Origin of the sequence: Streptomyces sp. ACA25, assembly GCF_028200735.1 — a bacterium.
In the GTDB taxonomy this organism is placed as follows: Bacteria; Actinomycetota; Actinomycetes; order Streptomycetales; family Streptomycetaceae; genus Streptomyces.
Genome location: NZ_JAQKPV010000003.1, coordinates 356139 through 374304, shown reverse-complemented (window position 1 = coordinate 374304; position 18166 = coordinate 356139). Strand labels below are relative to the sequence as shown.

Genomic DNA, 18166 nt, shown 5'->3' with positions numbered 1-18166 from the left:
GCCCCCCGCGCTCCCGTCAGCCGGCCGTCTCCCGGTCGCCGTCCTCCAGGCCCGACAGGAACAGCTCCTGGTCGATCCAGATGGCGGCCCGGGTGCCGTCGGCCGCCCCGGTGATCACGAAGGCGAGCGCCACCGGCAGCGCCTCCAGCCGGGCCATGTCGCCGGCCGCGAAGACCCCGGGCACCGTGGTGCGCTGCTGCTCGTCGATCTTCACCGCCCCGTCGTCGAGCAGCGCGCAGCCCAGCTTCTCCGCCAGTGCGGAGTGCTGGCCGTGCGCCGGGCGGTGGTAGCAGGCGCCCCGGTCCAGGGCCGGGCCCTCGTCGAAGTGCACGCGGACGGCCGTGCCGGCCCGCTCGATCCTCCGCACCGGCTCCTCCCGCACCGTGATGCCGTGCCGGGCGAGCCGCTCCCGCTGCTCCTCGGGGGCCGGGCCGCCCAGCGTGCACAGCACCACATCGGCCGAGAAGCGGTCCTTCAGGTAGACGGCGAGCATGGCGTGCGAGCAGTCCCCGCCGAGCACTGCCAGCGGCTGGTCCCGCGTCTCGTACCCGTGGCAGAACGGGCAGTGGTAGATCCCCCGGCCGAACAGCGCGGGGAATCCCTCGATGTCCGGGAGCCGGTCGACCTGACCGGTCGCGAGGAGGACCCGCCGGGCACGCACCTGCTCCCCTCCCGCGAGCACCGCCGTGAAGTCGTCCCGCTCACCGGAGAGCGAGGTCACCTCGGTTCCGCGTATCTGCACGGTGGGGTAGTCCTCGAGCTCCTGCTGCGCGATGCGGCGCAGCTCCGATGGCGGCAGCCCGTCGCGGCTGAGGAACATGTGCATGGTCTCGGCGGGTGCGTTGCGCGGACGCCCGCCGTCCACCACGAGCACCCGGCGGCGCTGCCGGCCGAGCGGCAGTGCCGCCCCGAGGCCTGCGGGCCCCCCGCCGATGATCAGGACGTCGTACATAGTGCTTCTCTCCTCTGTAGGGGTGCGGCGTGGCTGGTGCGTGCGTGGCTGGTGCGCTAGGGAACGAGCGTTCGCCAGCCACGGGTGCGGTCCCGCTCGGACCAGAGCGCCGCGTAGGCACCGCCCCGGGCCAGCAGTTCCGCGTGCCGGCCCTCCTCCACCACCCGTCCGCCGTCCAGGACGACGACCCGGTCCGCCCGCTGCACGGTCTCCAGGCGGTGCGCGATGACCAGCACGGTGCGGTCGGCGGTCAGGGCCTCGACGGCGTCGACGACGGCGGCCTCGTTCTCCGCGTCCAGGGCGGCGGTCGCCTCGTCCAGCAGCACGATCGGTGCGTCCTTCAGCAGCGCCCGGGCCACCGAGACCCGCTGCCGCTCCCCGCCGGAGAGTTGCGCCCCGCCCTCGCCGACCGGGGTGTCCCAGCCCCCGGGCAGCCGGGCGGCGATCTCGTCGACGCGGGCACCGCGCGCCGCGGCGAGCAGCTCGGCCTCGGAGGCGTCCGGGCGGCCCAGCCGGACGTTGTCCTTGAGCGTGCCGTCGAAGAGGTGGACGTCCTGGAAGACCAGGGCCAGCTGCTCCATCAACTGCCGCTGGGGCAGGTGCCGGACGTCCGTGCCGCCGACTCTGACCGCCCCGTCGTGCACGTCGAAGAAGCGGGCGATGAGCCGGGTGACGGTGGTTTTTCCCGACCCCGAGGGCCCCACCAGCGCGGTGGTGGTCCCGGCCGGAACCCGCAGGGACACCTCGTGCAGCACTGGCCCGTCGCCGTAGCCGAAGCTGACCCGGTCGACCTCGACGGACGCGTCCCGCACCGTCCCCGGGGCCGCCGGTTCGGGGAGCGGCTCGGTGTCCAGCACCTGCTGGATGCGGAGCACCGAGTTGCCGGCCATGCGCAGGGCGGCGCCCAGCTCCGCGGCGGACGACAGCGGCTCCGCGGACCGGGCCGCCAGCACCAGCAGGGCCAGCACGGCCGGGGCGTCGACCGTGCCGTCCACCGCCAGCAGGGTGCCCAGCATGAGCAGCAGACTGAACGATGCCTGCACCACGAGGGTGAAGCCGGTGAGGCCGGGCAGGGCCACCCGGAGCATCCGGCGCCCGGCCCGCCGCTGTGCGTCCAGCGCGTCGTCCAGCTCCCGTACCCCCTCGACGGTCCGGCCGTGGGCGCGCAGCACCGGCTGCTCCTGGGCGAATTCCACGACCCGGGCCCCCGCCTCCGCCGCGGCGGTGTCCGCGGCGTGCTCGGCGCGCTGCACCAGCCTGCCCGTCACGCGGTAGGCGAGGACGATCACCGGCACGCAGGCGAGCGCGGCCAGTCCGAGGCGCAGGTCGACGGCGCACATCACCAGCACCATGGCGGCGGGCGTGACCAGGGCCTTGACCAGCGGCTCCAGGAGATGTGCCGGGACACTCATCACGTTCATCACGTCGTGGGTGACGAGCCGGCCCACCGAGCCCACCCGGCTGCCGGTGAACCATCCGAGCGGGAGCCGGACCAGCCGGTCCCCGATCCGGTCGTGCAGGGCGTGGGAGAGCGCGTACCCGGTGTTGCGGGCGGCGACCACCGCGGGGTAGGAGACCGCCGCGTACGCCAGGGTCACGGCGGCGAGCAGGGCCAGCCACGGCCAGGCCCGCTCCGGGCGGTCGCCGAGGAGCTCGCGGAGCACCGGTACCAGGAGGGCGAATGCCGCTCCCTGCAGTACCGACGCCAGGGCGGTGCCCCACAGCACCCGGTGCAGCCGGGCCCGGTCCCCGGGCTCCAGCAGGGCGGACAGCCGGCGTATCACTGGGGTTCCCTCCTGTCGTCGCCCGGCGCCGTGCCGGGGACCTCCTCCCCGGGGAGGAGGGGCACGGCCGTGTCCCGGCCGCGCTGAGCCCGCCAGAGGGCCGCGTACCGGCCGTTCCGCGCGAGGAGTTCGGTGTGGCGGCCCGCTTCGACCAGCCGTCCGCGGTCGAGCACCACGATCCGGTCGGCGTGCACGATCGTGGCCAGCCGGTGCGCGACGACCAGCACGGTCCGGCCGGTGAGGAGGGTGGCCAGCGCCTCGTGGATGGCGGCCTCCGACTCGGGATCGGTGGCGGCGGTCGCCTCGTCCAGCACCAGGACCGGCCGGTCGGCCAGCAGGGCCCGGGCGAGCGTCACCCGCTGGGCCTCACCGCCCGACAGGGCGGTGCCGTCCCCGAGGACGGTGTCGTAGCCGTGCGGAAGCGCGGTGATCCGGTCGTGGATGCGGGCGGCCCGGGCGGCGGACTCGATCTCGGCGTCGCTCGCGTCCGGGCGGCCGAGCCGGATGTTGTCGCGCACGCTGCCGCGCCGCAGCCGGGTGTCCTGGAAGACGAACCCCACCTGCCGGTACAACTCCGCCACCGGGATGTCCCGGACGTCCGCCCCGCCGATCCGTACCGCGCCCGCGGTCACGTCGTGGAACCGGGCGGGCAGTGTGGCCAGTGTGGACTTGCCCGCACCGGAGGACCCGACCAGGGCGGTGACGGTTCCGGGTTCGAGCGTCAGGTCGATCCCGTGCAGGACGTCGGTGCGGCCGTCGTAGGAGAAGCGCACGCCGTCGAACTCCACCCGGGCACCGGTGGGGAGGCGTGGACGGGACGGCTCCGGCAGGGGCGGTTCGGCGAACATGTCGCGGAGCCGGGCGGCGGCGCTCTGCGCGGTGCGCAGGTCCTGGGTGGCGTAACCGAGGGCCAGGACGGGCGCGGTGAGCGCGAGCCCCAGCAGAAGGAAGGGCAGCAGGTCCGGTGGGTCCAGGCGGCCGGACTGGATGAGGGCGGTGCCGCCCAGCAGCACGGTGAGCAGCACGGCCGGGGGCGAGAGGGCGATCTGGCTCCCGGCCGTGCACCGGGTCACCGAGCGGGCCCAGTCGGCGACGAACGCGGCGTAGCGGGCGGCGGCCTCCCGGAAGCTGTGGTGGGCCTCCCCGGCCCGCCCGAAGGTCTTGACCACGGCGATGCCGCGGACGAACTCCACCCCGGCCGAGTTCAGCTGCCCGACGGCTGCGTGATACTCCGTCATCCGGCCGGTGGCGAGGGACAGCGCCCTGCGGTGCAGCAGCAGCCCGGCGGTCACCGGGAGCAGGGTGATCAGGGTCATCGCCGGGTCGACGGTGAACAGGTACACCAGCGCCGCGACCGGTGCGACGACGGAGGCGACCAGGTCGAGCAGGGCGTGCCCGATCACGTGGTGCAGCGCCGACACGTCGTCGGACACCGCCTTCTTCAGGGCGCCGGCGCCACCGCCCCCGAGGCGGCCGAGCGGCAGCCGCCCGGCGTGGTGCACCAGGCGGCGCCGCAGCTGATGCTGCAGGTCGTTGTCGGCGAGGTGGGCGAGCATCGTCGCCAGAGCCAGGAGGACGGCCCGCACCAGCAGGGCGGCGACCCCGACGCCCGCCGCCAGCCAGGCTCGCGTGGAGTCGCCCTGGTACAGGGCGCGGCCGAGTTCGGCCACTGCCACGAACGGCACCAGGCCGGCCACGGTGGCGAGCGCCTGACTGGTCACCGCGAGGGCGAGCCGGCCGTACACGGGCCGCACCAGGCGCAGCAGTTCCCAGGAGGTGTCGCGGCTCTCCCGCCCGCCCCCTTCCCGTTCCGGGGTGTCCGGGCTGTCCGGGGGGACGGTGGCTTCCCGGGCCGGGACGGTGGCCGGGCCGCCCGCGGCGGGGTCCGGGGCGGCGGTGGTCGACCGGGTGTCGGTCACAACGAAAGAACCTCTGGAGGGTGGGGCGGCACGGTGCGGACCGGGAGGTCCCCGGGGCACTTCACCTCCCACCCTAATTGACAACCGTTTTCGTTGTCGATAACTCTGGGCTCCGGGCGAGGGCCGGCACGAGCTGCGCCAGGTCTGCCACATGCGAACGGGAGATTTCCACCAATGAGCAGGTCCACCGCATCACTTGACGACAGACCCGAGCCTGCGGGGGACGCCTCGCCGGAGTTCCCCGCGGCGGCGGCGCCCCTGCTGGCCCAGGTGGCCGACGCCGCAGGCCGCGCCACGACGGAACTGCGACCCGGTCAGCGCTTCGCCGATCTCGGCGTGGACTCCTTCGGCGCTCTCCGCCTGCGCCGGGCGGTCGCCCGGCACACGGGCGTGGAGCTGCCGCTCCCCGCGTTTCTCGGCGACCGCACGGTCGGCGCTCTGTGCGCGGACTGGGCGCTGGCGGAACCGGGAACGACGCACGCCCCGGAGCCCGCCGCCCCGCCGCTGCCCGCCCCGCCGGACGACGAGGACGGCAGCGCCCCGCTCACCGCCGTGCAGGCGGCCTACTGGGCGGGACGCGGTGACGACTTCCCGCTCGGCGGAGTGGCCACCTTCTGGTACCACGAGTACGACCGCCACCCCGGTGACCGCCGTGGGTCCGACGCCCTCGCCGATCTCGAGCGGCTGGAAGAGGCGTGGAACAGCCTGATCCGGCACCACGCCATGCTCCGTACCGTGATCGGCCGGGACGGCCGGCAGCGCACCCTCCCCGCACCCCCGCCCTACACCCTCGGCCGGACGGACCTGCGGGCCGCCGGCCCGGAACAGGTGGCGGCCACCCTGGCGGAGCTCCGGGAGGAACGCTCCCACCAGGTCCGCCCGCCGCACCGGTGGCCGCTCTTCGACCTGCATGCCGTACTGCTCCCGGACGGCCGCACCCGGCTGCTGGTCGGCTTCGACGTCCTCGTCATCGACTTCGCGAGCTGGCGGCTGCTCATGCGCCAGTGGAGCCGGCTCGCGGCCCATCCGGGGACGCGGCTTCCCTCTGCAAGCAGGGAGTTCACCGAGATTGTCCGACGCCGGGAGACCGACCCGGCTGAGCGTGCCCGCCACCGCAGGGACCGCGCCCACTGGCAGGAGCGGCTGGCCACCCTGCCCGACGGCCCACGGCTTCCGTACGCCGTCGACCCGGCCACGCTCAGCGGCACCCGCTTCGCCCGGCACTCCCGGCGACTGGACGCTGCCGCCTGGCAGGAGCTGGGGAAGCGGGCCGCCCGGCACGGCATCTCGCCGACCGCCGTACTCCTCGGGGCCTTCAGCCTGGTGATGGCCCGATGGGGGGCCACCGAACCGTTCGCGGTCAACACCACGCTCTACGACCGGCCCGAGGACGTCGCCGGTGTGGAGCACCTCGTCGGCGACTTCACCACCACCGCCCTGGTCGCCGTCACCCCGCCCGACCCGCTGTCCTGGAACGGTTTCGCCGAGCACGCCCGCGCGGTGAACCACACGCTGTGGGAGGCCATCGACCACCGCTCCTTCTCCGGCGTGGAAGTACTGCGCGAGCCTGCCGCCCGCCCGGACCCGGCAGCGGAAACGGTCCGGCATCCCGTGGTGTTCACCTCCGGGCTGGGGATCGGCGACGACACACCGCCCGCCCGCGGAATCGGTACCGAGGTCTTCGGGGTCTCCCAGACCCCCCAGGTCCTCATGGACCACCTGGTGTGGCAGGAGGACGGGGACCTCCGCCTGCTGTGGGACGTGGCCGAGGAGGCGTTCCCCGCCGGGTTCGTCGACGGCCTGGCCGAGGCCCAGTACCGGCTGCTCCGCCTGCTGGCCGAGGACGACGACGCGTGGAACCGCACCGACCTGGGCTGGGACCCGGCCTTCCGGCTGCCCGAACCGCTGGACTGCGCCCCGTTCGGGGACTGCGGTCCGCTGCTCGACGCCCCGCTCCGGCAGGCGGCGCGCGAGCGTCCGGACGCTCCGGCGGTACTGTCGGGAGACCTCGCGTGGACGCACGGCGAGCTGGACGCCCGGGCGGCGAGGCTGGCCGCCCGGCTGACGGCTGGCGGGGCGGGACCCGGCTGGATGGTCCTGGTGGCGCTCCCCAAGGGCCCGGCGCAGATCGCCGCTGTCCTGGCGGTCAGCCGCACCGGCGCCGGATACGTTCCGGTGGACCCGTCCTGGCCCGCGTCCCGGATCGCAGCCGTGTGCAGCCGCGCGGAGGTGCGGCTCGCCCTGGTGCCGCACGGAACCGCCGTTCCGCTGCCCGCCGGCGTCCATGCGCTCGCGGTGGACCGGGACGCCCGGGCGGCCGACGACGCTCCCGTCCCGCCGCACCACGAGGCCCCGGGGGCCGCCCGGACGGCGCGGCCGGACGAACTCGCCTACGCCATCTTCACCTCCGGCTCCACCGGTGCCCCCAAGGGGGTGGCCGTCGAACACCGGGCGGCCCGCACCACCGTGGACGACATCACCGACCGCTTCGGCATCACCGCCGGGGACCGTGTCCTGGGCCTGTCCGCACTCAGCTTCGACCTGTCCGTCTACGACATCTACGGCCTGCTCGGGGCCGGCGGAGCCCTGGTGCTCCCCGACGCCGAGCACCAGCGGGACCCCGAGCACTGGTGCACCCTCCTCGAGCGCCACCGCGTCACCGTGTGGAACACCGCCCCGGCGCTGCTGGAGATGCTGGTGGAGTTCGCGGAGGCCGACCCCGACCTGGCGTCCCGCCGCTTCGCCTCCCTCCGGCTGGTGATGCTCTCCGGGGACTGGATACCGGTGACGCTGCCCGACCGGCTGCGGGCGCTGGCCCCCGGAGCCCGGGTGATGAGCCTCGGCGGCGCCACCGAGGCATCGATCTGGTCCATCACCTTTCCGGTGGAAGAGGTCGATCCCGGCTGGCGGAGCATCCCCTACGGCCGCCCGCTGCGCGGACAGTTCTTCCATGTGCTCGACTCGGCAGGCGGGCCGTGCCCGGTCGGCGAGGTGGGTGAGCTGTTCATCGCGGGGGACGGTCTCGCCCGCGGCTACCTCGGGGACGAGGCCCAGACCGCCGACAGGTTCGCCCGCCATCCCGTGCTCGGTGAACGGCTCTACCGCACCGGCGACCTCGGCCGGCGGCGCAGCGACGGGCAGATCGAGTTCCTGGGCCGCACCGACCGGCAGGTCAAGGTCCGCGGCCACCGGATAGAACTGGGCGACATCGAAGCCGCCCTGGACCGGCTGCCCGGCGTCCGGCAGGCAGCCGCCGGAGCGGTGCCCGGTCCGGACAGCCGCCCCCGGCTCGTGGTGTACGTGGCCCCGGCGTCGGGCGCCGTCCTCCAGGACCGGGAGCTGACCGGGGCCCTCGCCGAACGGCTGCCGGAGTACATGCTGCCCTCCCGCATCGTGCACCTGGAAGCGCTCCCCGTGACCGCCAACGGCAAGGTGGACCACAAGGCGCTGCCCAACCCGTTCCGCTCCCGGGGCCCCGCCGCCGCCCGGCCCGCGGAACCGGTGACCGATCCGGCCGGGCCCGCCCCTGCCGTTCCGCCCCCGCCCGCTCTCCCGCTCCCCCCGCCCCCGGCCCGCCCTTCCCCGGCGGAGCCGCCCGCCGGGCCCGCCGGTCTGGAGGCGGTGGCCCGTGAGGTACTGGGGCCGGACGCGGATCTCACCGCGGGGCTGCTCGCTCAGGGAGCGACCTCCCTCGACATCGTCCGGCTGGCCAACGCCATCGAGGACCGCACCGGCACCCGGCCGTCCTTCCGTGCCCTGGTGGCCTTCCCCTCCGTGACCGCCCTGCTCGACGCCTGCGCACCACCGGCTCCGGAGCCGCCCGCCCACGTCCGCACGGAGCCGCCCGCCCCGGTCCGCACCGTGCCGCCCGCCGACGCCTCCGGCGGTACCCCGACGCCGGGGGACGGGGCCGGCTGGCCCGCCCCCGGTGGGCTCGACGCGTCCGTGCGCCTGCGCCCGGCCGAGAACCAGGACCCGGCGGAAGCGCTCGAGGCCGCGGCACGCTGGCTGCGCGGCCTCCGCGAGTGGGCACAGGACGGCGGACACCGGCTCTTCGACGTCCGCGTCGCCTCGGGCGACGCCCTGCTGGAGCTCTCCGTGGCCGGCCCCGCTCCCGCCCAGGCCCCTGTGGTCCAGGACCCTGCCCCCGTGCCGGCCGGTCCGCTCTCCGTGCCGACGCCACCGGGGCCCCGGAGCGCCTCCGCTCCTCCCGCGGAGCCCGTTCTTCCGGCGGTCCCCAGTCCTCCCGTGGCACCCCCTCCTCCCACGGACCCCGCACCCTCCGGACCGTTCGCCCTGTCGGAGATGCAGCTGGCCTACCTCGTCGGCCGGGCGGACACCTGGCTCGGTGACGCCGTGGGTCCGCACTACTACACCGAGGTCGACCTGGAGGACCTCGACACCGACCGGCTCGAGGCCGCCCTGCACCGGATCGTCCAGCGGCACCCGATGCTGCGGGCCACCGTCACCGACGACACCCGTCAGACCGTCCTCGACCGGCCGTCCCTGCCCCGGATCGAGGTCCGGGACCTGCGCGGACTGAGCGCGGAAGCGGCGGAAGCGGCCCTGCACCGGCTGCGGCGCGAGCGCTCGCACCGGGTCCTGGATCCGGCGCGGTGCCCGATGCTCCACCTGGCGGCCACCCGGATCGACGAGCACCGCTGGCGCCTCCACTTCGGACTCGACCTGTTGTTCTGCGACGCCCAGAGCGCCGTCCTGCTCGCCGGGGAACTCCTCACCGGCTACCGGGACCTCGGGAGCCTGCCCGCACCGCCCGCCGCCGCGTTCGCCGACTGGATACACGAACGCGCCCGCGCCGCCGGAACCGCGGCGCGGGAAGCCGCCACCGCCTACTGGAACGACCGGTCGGCCGTCCTGCCCGACGGGCCCGCCCTGCCGGTCCGGCCCCCGGGGCCCGGACGCGTGCGGTTCACCCGCCGCCGTGCCGTCCTGGACGCGGACCGCTGGAACGCTCTGCGCCTCCTGGCCCGCCGCCACCGGGTCACCCCGACGGCCGTCCTGCTGACCGTCTTCGCCGACGTGCTCCGGCACGCCACCGGGAGCGAGCAGTTCACCCTCGTCGTCACCGCCTTCGACCGCCCGGCTCGGCATGCCGGAGTGATCGGCGACTACACGTCGACCGTACTGCTCGGCGTCGAGACCGGCGCCTCCACTCCGGCGGGGCGGATGCGCGACGTCCAGGACCGGCTGCTGCAGGACCTGGAGCACGCCTCCGGCCCGGCCGGCGTGCACGGGAACGAGGTCCTGCGGAACCTGACGGCCCGCCGGGGCCGGCAGGTGCTCCTCCCCGCGGTCTTCTCCAGCGGGCTCGGCAGCACGGCGTCCACCGGCGGACCCGCGGACGCCTCCGAGCTGCTCGCCGGGTTCGGCCGCACGGTGCACGCCATCAGCCAGACCCCGCACGTCGTGCTGGACCACCAGGTCTTCGAGCAGGACGGCGAGCTGCGGATCAACTGGGACGCGGTCGAGGCCGCGTTCCCACCGGGATACCTGGACGCCCTGTTCACCGCCTGCACCGAGCTGCTGACCCTGCTGGCGGACAGCGCGCAGGCGTGGGAGGACGGCGATCCCGCCCGGCTCGCCGAGCGCGGCCTGGCGGAGACCGGCCGGGCCGCCGCGCCGCACGAGGAGCTGCTGCCGTCAGTTCGTCCGGTCACGACCGGCCCGGCCGGAGTCCGGCGCGACCCGGAGGTGGAGCAGCGCATCGCCGCCACACTGGGCCGGCTGCTCGGTGCCGAGCCGGCGGACCTCGATCCGCTCCGCTCCTTCTTCGAGATCGGGGCGACCTCCCTCACCCTGGTGCGCGCCCACCGGGAGCTGCGAGCAGAGCTGGACGACAGCCTGTCCGTGCTGGATCTCTTCGCCCACCCCTCGATCAGCGCGCTGGCGGCCCACCTCGGCAGCAACGGGGCCCCCTCCGCCGGGGCCGTCCGCTCCGCCGAGGGTGCCCGTGACGCGGGAGCGGAACAGCCCGCGGACCAGCTGCTCGCGGATGCCCGGAGGCGCGCGGCGCGGCGCCGCACGGCCGTCGCGGCCAACCGCCGGTGAGGCCCGGCCCCCGCAGGGCCACCGGCCGTGCGGGGGTCGGCGCGGACCTCGGGCCGGTGCCGTGCCGCAGCGGTACCGCGCCCCGGGGCGGGGCGGCAGCAGCCAGGGGCTTCAGCCGCGCCTAGGCGGCGCCTCATCTCTTCACCGACGGCGGGGGCGACGCTGGGGGAGCCACTCCCCTCGAACGTGCTGCGGAGATCCGATGACCCATGAGGTGACAGCCCACGTACCGGCCCGCCCGGCTGTGCCCGACGAGCAGCGACCACCCATCGGCCGGGCCTGGACCCTGCGCTTCGCGTGTGCGAGCACCGGCATGTGGCTGGCCGTTCTCACTCCGATCCAGGTCCAGTTGGCCCGGCAGGCGGAGCTGTTCGCTCCGGCGAGCAAGGAGGCCGTGCTCGGGCTGGCGACCGGTCTCGGGGCCGCCGTCACCGTCGCGATGGTGCCGTTGTTCGGGGCGCTGAGCGACCGTACGCGTTCGCGGTTCGGCCGTCGCCGGCCGTGGGTGGCCTTCGGCAGCGTCCTCGCCGCGCTCGGTCTCCTGCTGCTGGCGACGGCGGACGGGGTCGGTGGCATGCTGCTCGGCTGGCTGGTGGCCCAGATCGGCCTGTCGTCCGTGCAGGCGGGGCTCTATGCGACGATCCCCGACCAGGTGCCGCGCCCGCAGCTGGGCACCCTGGCCGGCTGGGCGGGCATGACACAGATGCTCGGCGCGCTGCTGGGCACCCTGGTGGTGAACCAGCTGGTGCCCGGGCTGGCCGGGGGATACGTGGCATGCGCGGTCCTCGTGCTCTGCGCCGTGCTCCCGTTCCTCCTGGGACACCGGGAGGCCGACTCGCGAACGGGACCGGCCGTGCGGCTGCCGGCCGCGGACCGGCGGCCCCGGGTCCCGCGGTCGCCCGATCTGCTGTGGACCTGGGTGAGCCGGTTCCTCGTCGTCCTCGGCTTCGCCATGATCAGCCAGTACCTGCTGTTCTACCTGACGGATGAGCTCCTGGTCGCGGACCCGCAGCGCGCGGTCATGACGATCACCGGGGTGACCGTCCTGTGCGCCATGACGGCCGCGATGACCGCCGGCCGCTGGTCCGACCGGGTCGGGCGCCGCCGGGTGTTCGTGGTCGGCGGTGGGGTGCTGATGGGCGTGGGGGCGGTGGCCATGGCGCTGTTCCCCGTGTGGCCGGTCGCCCTGTTCGCCGCCGTCGTGGTCGGCCTGGGCTTCGGCACCTTCCTCGCGGTGGACCTCGCCGTGATCGCCTCGGTGCTTCCCTCGGCCGAGGACGCGGGGCGGGACCTCGGCTTCTTCGCCATCGCCGCGGCGGCGCCGCAGATCGTGGCGCCGGCCCTGGCGGTGCCGGTGCTCGCGGTGGCGGGCTACGGCGGCCTCTACCTCCTCACCGCGGCCGTCAGCGCGGTGGGCGGAGCGCTGGTCCTGAAGGTGCGGTCGGTGGTCTGAGCCGGACGGCGTCCGCGGTCCGGTTCCGGACATCTCGCCGGCATCGGCTCCGTGGGGCGGGACGGCGGTCGCCCTCACTGTCCGTGAGTGAACGGCACTCGGTGGTGAACCGGGTGCCGTTCGTCGCGTCCGGCGACCGTTCGGCGGAATCCGGTCGACCGTTCGGCGCGAGGAGACCGCGTTCGGCGACTCGGAAGGTGTGGGCTCTGCCACAGGGCAGCGTCCGTACTTACATTCCCCGAACACCCGCCGTTCACCCGGCCGAAACACATCCCACGATCCAGGAGCCGGCATGAGCAACACCCCGTCCTTCTCCACAACGACCGAGCCACCGGGCGGTGACCTGCGGTCCCGCTCGGTGACCATGCACGAGGACGCACGTTTCCTCGAGCTTCGCAGCCGGCTGCTGCGTTTCGTGGTTCCGATGAGCGTCGGCTTCCTCGCCTGGTACCTGCTCTACGTCCTGATGTCCGCTTATGCCCGCGACGTGATGGCCTTCCAGATCGTGGGCAACTTCAACTTCGCGCTGGTCTTCGGCCTTCTGCAGTTCGCGTCCACCTTCGGCATCGCCGTCTGGTACGCGAGATACGCCAACCGCCGGCTCGACCCGCTCGCGGACGAGCTGCGGGCGGAACTCCAGAACGGTGGCTCGCAGCGCACGGAGGCAGGCGCATGAACGACGTCATTCTGCTCGCCGCGACCAGCTCCCAGAGTCGCCTGATCACCGTCATCATGTTCACCGCCATGGTCGCCGCGACCCTGGCCATCACCGTGTGGGCCAGCCGGCAGGTGAAGTCGGCCACCGACTTCCACTCCGGCGGCCGCGGCTTCTCCGGTATGCAGAACGGCTTCGCCATCGGCAGCGACTACATGTCGGCGGCCTCCTTCCTCGGCATCGCCGGCATGATCGCCCTGTTCGGTTACGACGGCTTCCTGTACTCCATCGGCTTCCTGGTGGCCTGGCTGGTGGCCCTGCTGCTCGTCGCCGAACTGCTCCGGAACTCCGGCCGGTTCACCATGGCGGACGTGCTGTCCTACCGGATGCGGCAGCGCCCGGTGCGGACCGCCGCCTCGGTCTCCACCCTCACCGTCTCGATCTTCTACCTGCTGGCCCAGATGGTCGGCGCCGGTGCCCTGATCGCCCTTCTGCTGGGCATCCAGCCGGGGGAGACCTACCTCGGCATGAGCGCCGAGGTGGCGAAGATCGTCGGCATCATCGTCGTCGGCATCCTGATGATCGTCTATGTCACCTTCGGTGGCATGAAGGGCACCACCTGGGTGCAGATCGTCAAGGCCGTGATGCTGATGGGCGGCGCCGCGATCCTCACGATCATGGTGCTGGCCATCTACGGCTTCAACCTCGGTGCTCTGATGAGCGACGCGGCAGACGCCAGCGGGGTCGGCAACGCCTTCCTGGAACCGGGTCAGCGCTACGGCGTGGACGTCGCCGGGGACGCCTGGCAGAGCATGATCAACAAGCTGGACCTGATCAGCCTCGGCCTCGCTCTGGTGCTCGGCACCGCCGGCCTGCCGCACATCCTGATCCGCTTCTACACCGTTCCGGACTCCAAGGCGGCACGTAAGTCCGTCAACTGGGGCATCGGCCTGATCGGCTCCTTCTACCTGATGACCCTGGTCCTCGGCTTCGGTGCCGCGGCCCTCGTCGGACGGGACGCCATCACCGCCCAGAACGCGGCAGGCAACACCGCTGCACCACAGCTCGCCGAGGAAGTCGGCATGCGGTTGGGCGGAGATCTCATGGGCGCGGTGATGCTCGCCCTGATCGCCGCGGTCGCCTTCGCCGCGATCCTGTCGACCGTCGCCGGTCTGACCATCGCCTCCTCGTCCTCGCTGGCGCACGACTTCTACAACAACGTGCTCCGCAAGGGCAAGGCGACCGAGCGGGAGGAAATCAGGGTCGCCAAGCTGGCCGCCTTCGCGGTCGGCGTCATCGCGATCATCCTGGCGATCTTCGCGCAGAACCTGAACGTCGCCTTCCTGGTCGCCCTGGCGTTCGCGATCGCCGCGTCCGCCAACCTTCCGACCATCCTGCTCAGCCTCTTCTGGAAGCGGTTCAACACCACCGGGGCCCTCGCCGGCATCTACGGCGGCCTGGCCGGCGCGGTCGGTCTGGTCTTCTTCTCGCCGGTCGTGTCCGGCAAGGTGAACGCCGACGGCGACAGCCTGTCGCTGTTCCCCGCGGGCGTCGACTTCGCCTGGTTCCCGCTGGAGAACCCCGGCCTGGTCTCCATCCCCCTCGGCCTCGTGTGCGCCGTCGTCGGCACCCTGGTCTCCAAGGAGTCCGACCCGGACCGCTTCGCGGTGCTCCAGGTCCGTGCCCTCACCGGCGCGGGCGCGGAGGGCGCCGGCAACCACTGACCCCCGTCCGCGGCGGCCGGAGCTCTCCGGCCGCCTGAACCACCAGCGTCCCCCCACCCCAGATCGCCGGCCGCCCCGCCGGGACCGGACACCCCTCGTGTCCCGCAGTCCGGTCCCACGGGGCGGTCGCGCCGTGTCCACACCTTCTCCACCCCTTTCACTTCTTTCACTTCGCCGGTGGGTTCCGTTGGGACCCCGTTCCACTGTGGGGATTGACGACTTCACCTGGCGTGTTCATGCTGCGGAGCGTGCCCACATCAACCACCCTCGACGGCGAAACCCGAGGCGGGAGGCCTGCCCGGCCCCGGCCCGCGGTCCCGCCGGTTTCCCGCCGACGACGTGACGGACCCGGACGGACGGGACCCCGCCGGGACAATCTCCTCGCCTGGGTCTTCCTCGCCCCCTCCGTCACCGTCTTCGCTCTCTTCCTGCTCTATCCGCTCGGCAGAACCGTGTATCTGTCCATGCACGGCAACGACATCATCGGACGGCCTTCCCGCTTCGTCGGGCTGAGCCACTTTCAGGAGATGATGTCCGCCGATTTCGGCAAAGTGCTCCTCACCACCGCGCTGTTCACGGTCGGAGTGGTGGTGCCCGGAGTGATCGGCGCCCTCGCCGTGGTGCTCCTGCTGGAGTCGAAGGTGCGAGCCCAGCGGTTCTTCCGCAGCGCCTTCGCCCTGCCGTTCGCCTTCTCGGTGGCCAGCGCCTCGGTCATCTTCGCGGTCTTCTACAACCCGGCCAGCGGCGTACTCAACGGCATCCTTCACCACCTGGGAATGAGCCAGGTCGCCTGGCTCACCTCCCAGGAGATGGCGCTGCTGTCGATCTGCCTCACCACCGTCTGGATGAACCTGGGCTACGGAGTCCTGGTGCTGGCGGCCGGCGTCGGCGCGATCCCCCGGGAGGTGAACGAGGCCGCCCTGCTCGACGGTGCCACCGGCCCCCGGCGGGCCTGGTACATCACCGTTCCGCTGCTCGGCCCCCAGCTGTTCTTCCTGATCGTCATCTCCACGATCAACGCGCTGCAGGGCTTCGGCCAGATCCACATCCTCACCCAGGGCGGCCCGGTCGGCTCGACCACCACCCTGGTGTACTCGATCTACCAGCACGCCTTCGCCTACGGCACCAGCGACTTCGGCCGCGCCAGCGCGCAGGCCCTGGTCCTGCTGCTCATGGTGCTCCTCTGCACCGCGCTCCAGTTCGGCGTCATCGAGCGGAAGGTGCATTACTCATGAGGACGGCCCTGAGCCGGGTCATCGTCTACGGGGTGCTGCTGCTGGCCCTCGTCCCGGTGCTCTTCCCGGTCTACTACGTCTTCGCGGGCACCTTCATGCAGCCCCGCGAACTGTCCACGTTCCCACCGCAGCTGGTCCCCACCGGCTTCCACCTGGACAACATCCAGCGGGTCCTGGACGCGGTCCCCCTGATGCGGATGTACGGCAACTCGCTGGTCATGGCCGGAATCATCACGGCTGCTCAGCTGGCGACCTCGGTACTGGCCGCCTACGCCTTCGTCTTCCTCCGCTTCCGGGGCAGCGCCGTGATCTTCGCGCTCTTCCTGTCGACCCTGATGATCCCCGCCGAGGCCACCTTCATCCCCAACTACCTGACGCTGTCCGACTGGGGACTGAACAACACCTACGGCGGACTGGTGCTCCCCTTCCTGGCCTACGCCTTCGGCACCTTCCTGCTCCGGCAGAGCTTCCGGCAGTTCCCCGGCGAACTGCGGGACGCGGCAAGGATGGACGGCATGGGACACCTTCGGTTCCTCTGGACCATCCTGCTGCCGCTGAACAAGCCGGCGCTCAGCGCGGTCGGGGTCTACGTCTTCATCAGCTCCTGGAACATGTACTTCTGGCCGCTGATCATGACGCGCACCACCGACATGCAGACCCTGCAGATCGGCCTCAACAGCCTCAAGAACGCCGAGTCCGCCAACCCGGGACTCTGGCTCGCCGGGGCAGCTCTGTCGGTGCTGCCCACCCTCGCGCTGGTCCTCTTCGGACAGCGCTTCATCGTCCGCGGTCTCACCGCGGGCGCGGTCAAGTAGCACCGCGAACCCCCTGCGCCCCACGCACCCTCAGCAACAAGGACGGGATACCACGCAATGCGGATAACCAAGACATCCGGTCGCACGGCCCTGGTGGCCGGCGTCTCGGCACTGGCACTCACCCTCAGCGCCTGCGGCAGCGATGACGCCGGCGGAGCGGGCGGCCAGGACCTGAGCGCCCCCGGCCCCGAAGTGCTCGATGATCTCGACTCGGCCGTGGAAGTCGAGTTCTGGCACAGCATGGACAGCACCAACGGCCAGGTGCTCGACTCGCTCATCGACGAGTTCAACGCCGGCAACCCGGACCGGATCAAGGTCACCGGCTCGTTCCAGGGCGACTACGACACCACCCTCGCCCAGCACCGGGCCGCGATCCAGCAGGGCGACACCGCCAACCTGATCATGATCTACGACCTGGGCACCCAGTTCATGATCGACTCCGCGCAGACGGTGCCCGCCCAGTCCTTCGTCGACCGGGACGACTACGACCTGGACCCGCTCGAGGACGCCCTGCTGAACTACTTCACCGTCGACAGCGAGCTGCGTTCCTTCCCGTTCAACAACTCCACCCCGCTGATGTACATCAACCGGGACGCCTTCGAGGAGGCCGGCCTCGACCCGGACCAGCCGCCGAAGGACCTCGCGGAGATCCGCGAGCACGCCGAGGCCCTCACCGTCCGCGGCGCGGACGGGCAGATCGAGCAGTACGGCTTCGGGGCGCCGGTCTACGGCTGGTTCGTCGAGCAGTTCATGGCCCGCGCGGCGGTGCCCTACTGCGACAACGGGAACGGCCGCGAGGGACGTGCCGGGGAGGTGCTCTTCGACGACCGGAAGATCGTCGACATGGTCGAGTGGTGGCAGGGCATGATCGACGACGAGCTCGCGGTGCAGATCGGCCGCAGCACCGACGACGGCCAGGCGGCCTTCACCTCCGGCCGGGCCGCGATGACCCTGCAGTCCACCGGAAGCCTCGGCGGCTTCCTGGAGCAGTCCGACTTCGAGGTCGGCGCGGGCTATTTCCCGCTGATCGCCGCCGGTGACCCGGGTGGTTCGATCATCGGCGGCGCCTCCCTCTGGATCAACGGCGAGGGCCACAGCGAGCAGGAGGTCCGCGCCTCCTGGGAGTTCGTGCAGTTCCTGCTCACCGCCGAGTCGCAGTCGAAGTGGCACGCCGGCACCGGGTACCTCTCGGTGAACACCGAGGGCTACGACGGCGACGAGGCCAGGGAACGCGCCGAGCAGTACCCGCAGTTCTCGGTCGCCGCCGCACAGCTGGCCGACTCCGAGACCAACGTCAACACGGCCGGCTGCATGATGGGCGTCATGGCCGAGGCCCGGGTCGCCGCGGAGGAGGGCTGGGAGCAGGCACTGACCTCCAGCACCCCCGCCGAACAGGCGATGAGCGAGGCCACCCGGTCCGTCCAGCAGAAGATCGACGAGTACAACGCCTCGGTCGGCGACTGACCCACCCACGGGCCGTCACCGCCCGCCCCTTCGGTCCGCCGCCCGTCCGCCCGCCCAGCGGGCGGACGGGCGGCGGACCCTTCGCCGGTACCGGGC

Annotated in this window: 10 protein-coding genes; 7 read left to right on the top strand and 3 right to left on the bottom strand. The window is 72.9% G+C overall.

Annotated features, from left to right (window positions below; genetic code table 11):
- Nucleotides 1-16: 16 nt before the first annotated feature.
- Genes PJ985_RS07895 through PJ985_RS07885 form a run of 3 tightly spaced genes read right to left on the bottom strand, consistent with a single transcriptional unit; the run spans nucleotide 17 to nucleotide 4655 of the window.
- Nucleotides 17-952 carry an NAD(P)/FAD-dependent oxidoreductase gene (locus PJ985_RS07895; protein WP_271682859.1) on the bottom strand — a complete coding sequence of 312 codons (936 nt, stop codon included), beginning with the start codon at nucleotides 950-952 and terminating at the stop codon, nucleotides 17-19.
- A gap of 56 nt (nucleotides 953-1008) precedes the next feature.
- Nucleotides 1009-2736 (bottom strand): ABC transporter ATP-binding protein, encoded by a 1728-nt coding sequence (locus tag PJ985_RS07890; protein ID WP_271682858.1) that lies wholly within the window; start codon nucleotides 2734-2736, stop codon nucleotides 1009-1011.
- Nucleotides 2733-4655, bottom strand: a complete 1923-nt coding sequence (locus PJ985_RS07885; RefSeq protein ID WP_271682857.1) for an ABC transporter ATP-binding protein — start codon at nucleotides 4653-4655, stop codon at nucleotides 2733-2735. Before PJ985_RS07885 ends, PJ985_RS07890 begins: the two co-directional genes overlap by 4 nt.
- A gap of 174 nt (nucleotides 4656-4829) precedes the next feature.
- Between PJ985_RS07885 and PJ985_RS07880 the strand changes: the two genes are divergently transcribed.
- The 7 genes from PJ985_RS07880 to PJ985_RS07850 all read left to right on the top strand — a co-directional run bounded on the left by PJ985_RS07880 (nucleotide 4830) and on the right by PJ985_RS07850 (nucleotide 18070).
- Nucleotides 4830-10724, top strand: coding sequence for a non-ribosomal peptide synthetase (locus PJ985_RS07880; protein ID WP_271682856.1), 5895 nt, complete (start codon nucleotides 4830-4832; stop codon nucleotides 10722-10724).
- A 202-nt stretch (nucleotides 10725-10926) separates the two neighbouring features.
- Nucleotides 10927-12177 (top strand): MFS transporter, encoded by a 1251-nt coding sequence (locus PJ985_RS07875; RefSeq protein WP_271682855.1) that lies wholly within the window; start codon nucleotides 10927-10929, stop codon nucleotides 12175-12177.
- A 292-nt stretch (nucleotides 12178-12469) separates the two neighbouring features.
- Nucleotides 12470-12853, top strand: coding sequence for a DUF485 domain-containing protein (locus PJ985_RS07870; RefSeq protein ID WP_271682854.1), 384 nt, complete (start codon nucleotides 12470-12472; stop codon nucleotides 12851-12853).
- Entirely contained in the window at nucleotides 12850-14556 is a 1707-nt protein-coding gene (locus PJ985_RS07865; protein WP_271682853.1) for a solute symporter family protein, read from the top strand. Before PJ985_RS07870 ends, PJ985_RS07865 begins: the two co-directional genes overlap by 4 nt.
- Before the next feature lie 248 nt (nucleotides 14557-14804).
- Nucleotides 14805-15791, top strand: a complete 987-nt coding sequence (locus tag PJ985_RS07860; RefSeq protein WP_271682852.1) for a carbohydrate ABC transporter permease — start codon at nucleotides 14805-14807, stop codon at nucleotides 15789-15791.
- Entirely contained in the window at nucleotides 15788-16606 is an 819-nt protein-coding gene (locus PJ985_RS07855; protein WP_271682851.1) for a carbohydrate ABC transporter permease, read from the top strand. Before PJ985_RS07860 ends, PJ985_RS07855 begins: the two co-directional genes overlap by 4 nt.
- Nucleotides 16607-16663: 57 nt before the next feature.
- A complete protein-coding gene (locus tag PJ985_RS07850) occupies nucleotides 16664-18070 on the top strand; it encodes an ABC transporter substrate-binding protein (protein WP_271682850.1) in 1407 nt (468 codons plus the stop codon).
- The last annotated feature ends 96 nt before the right edge of the window (nucleotides 18071-18166 follow it).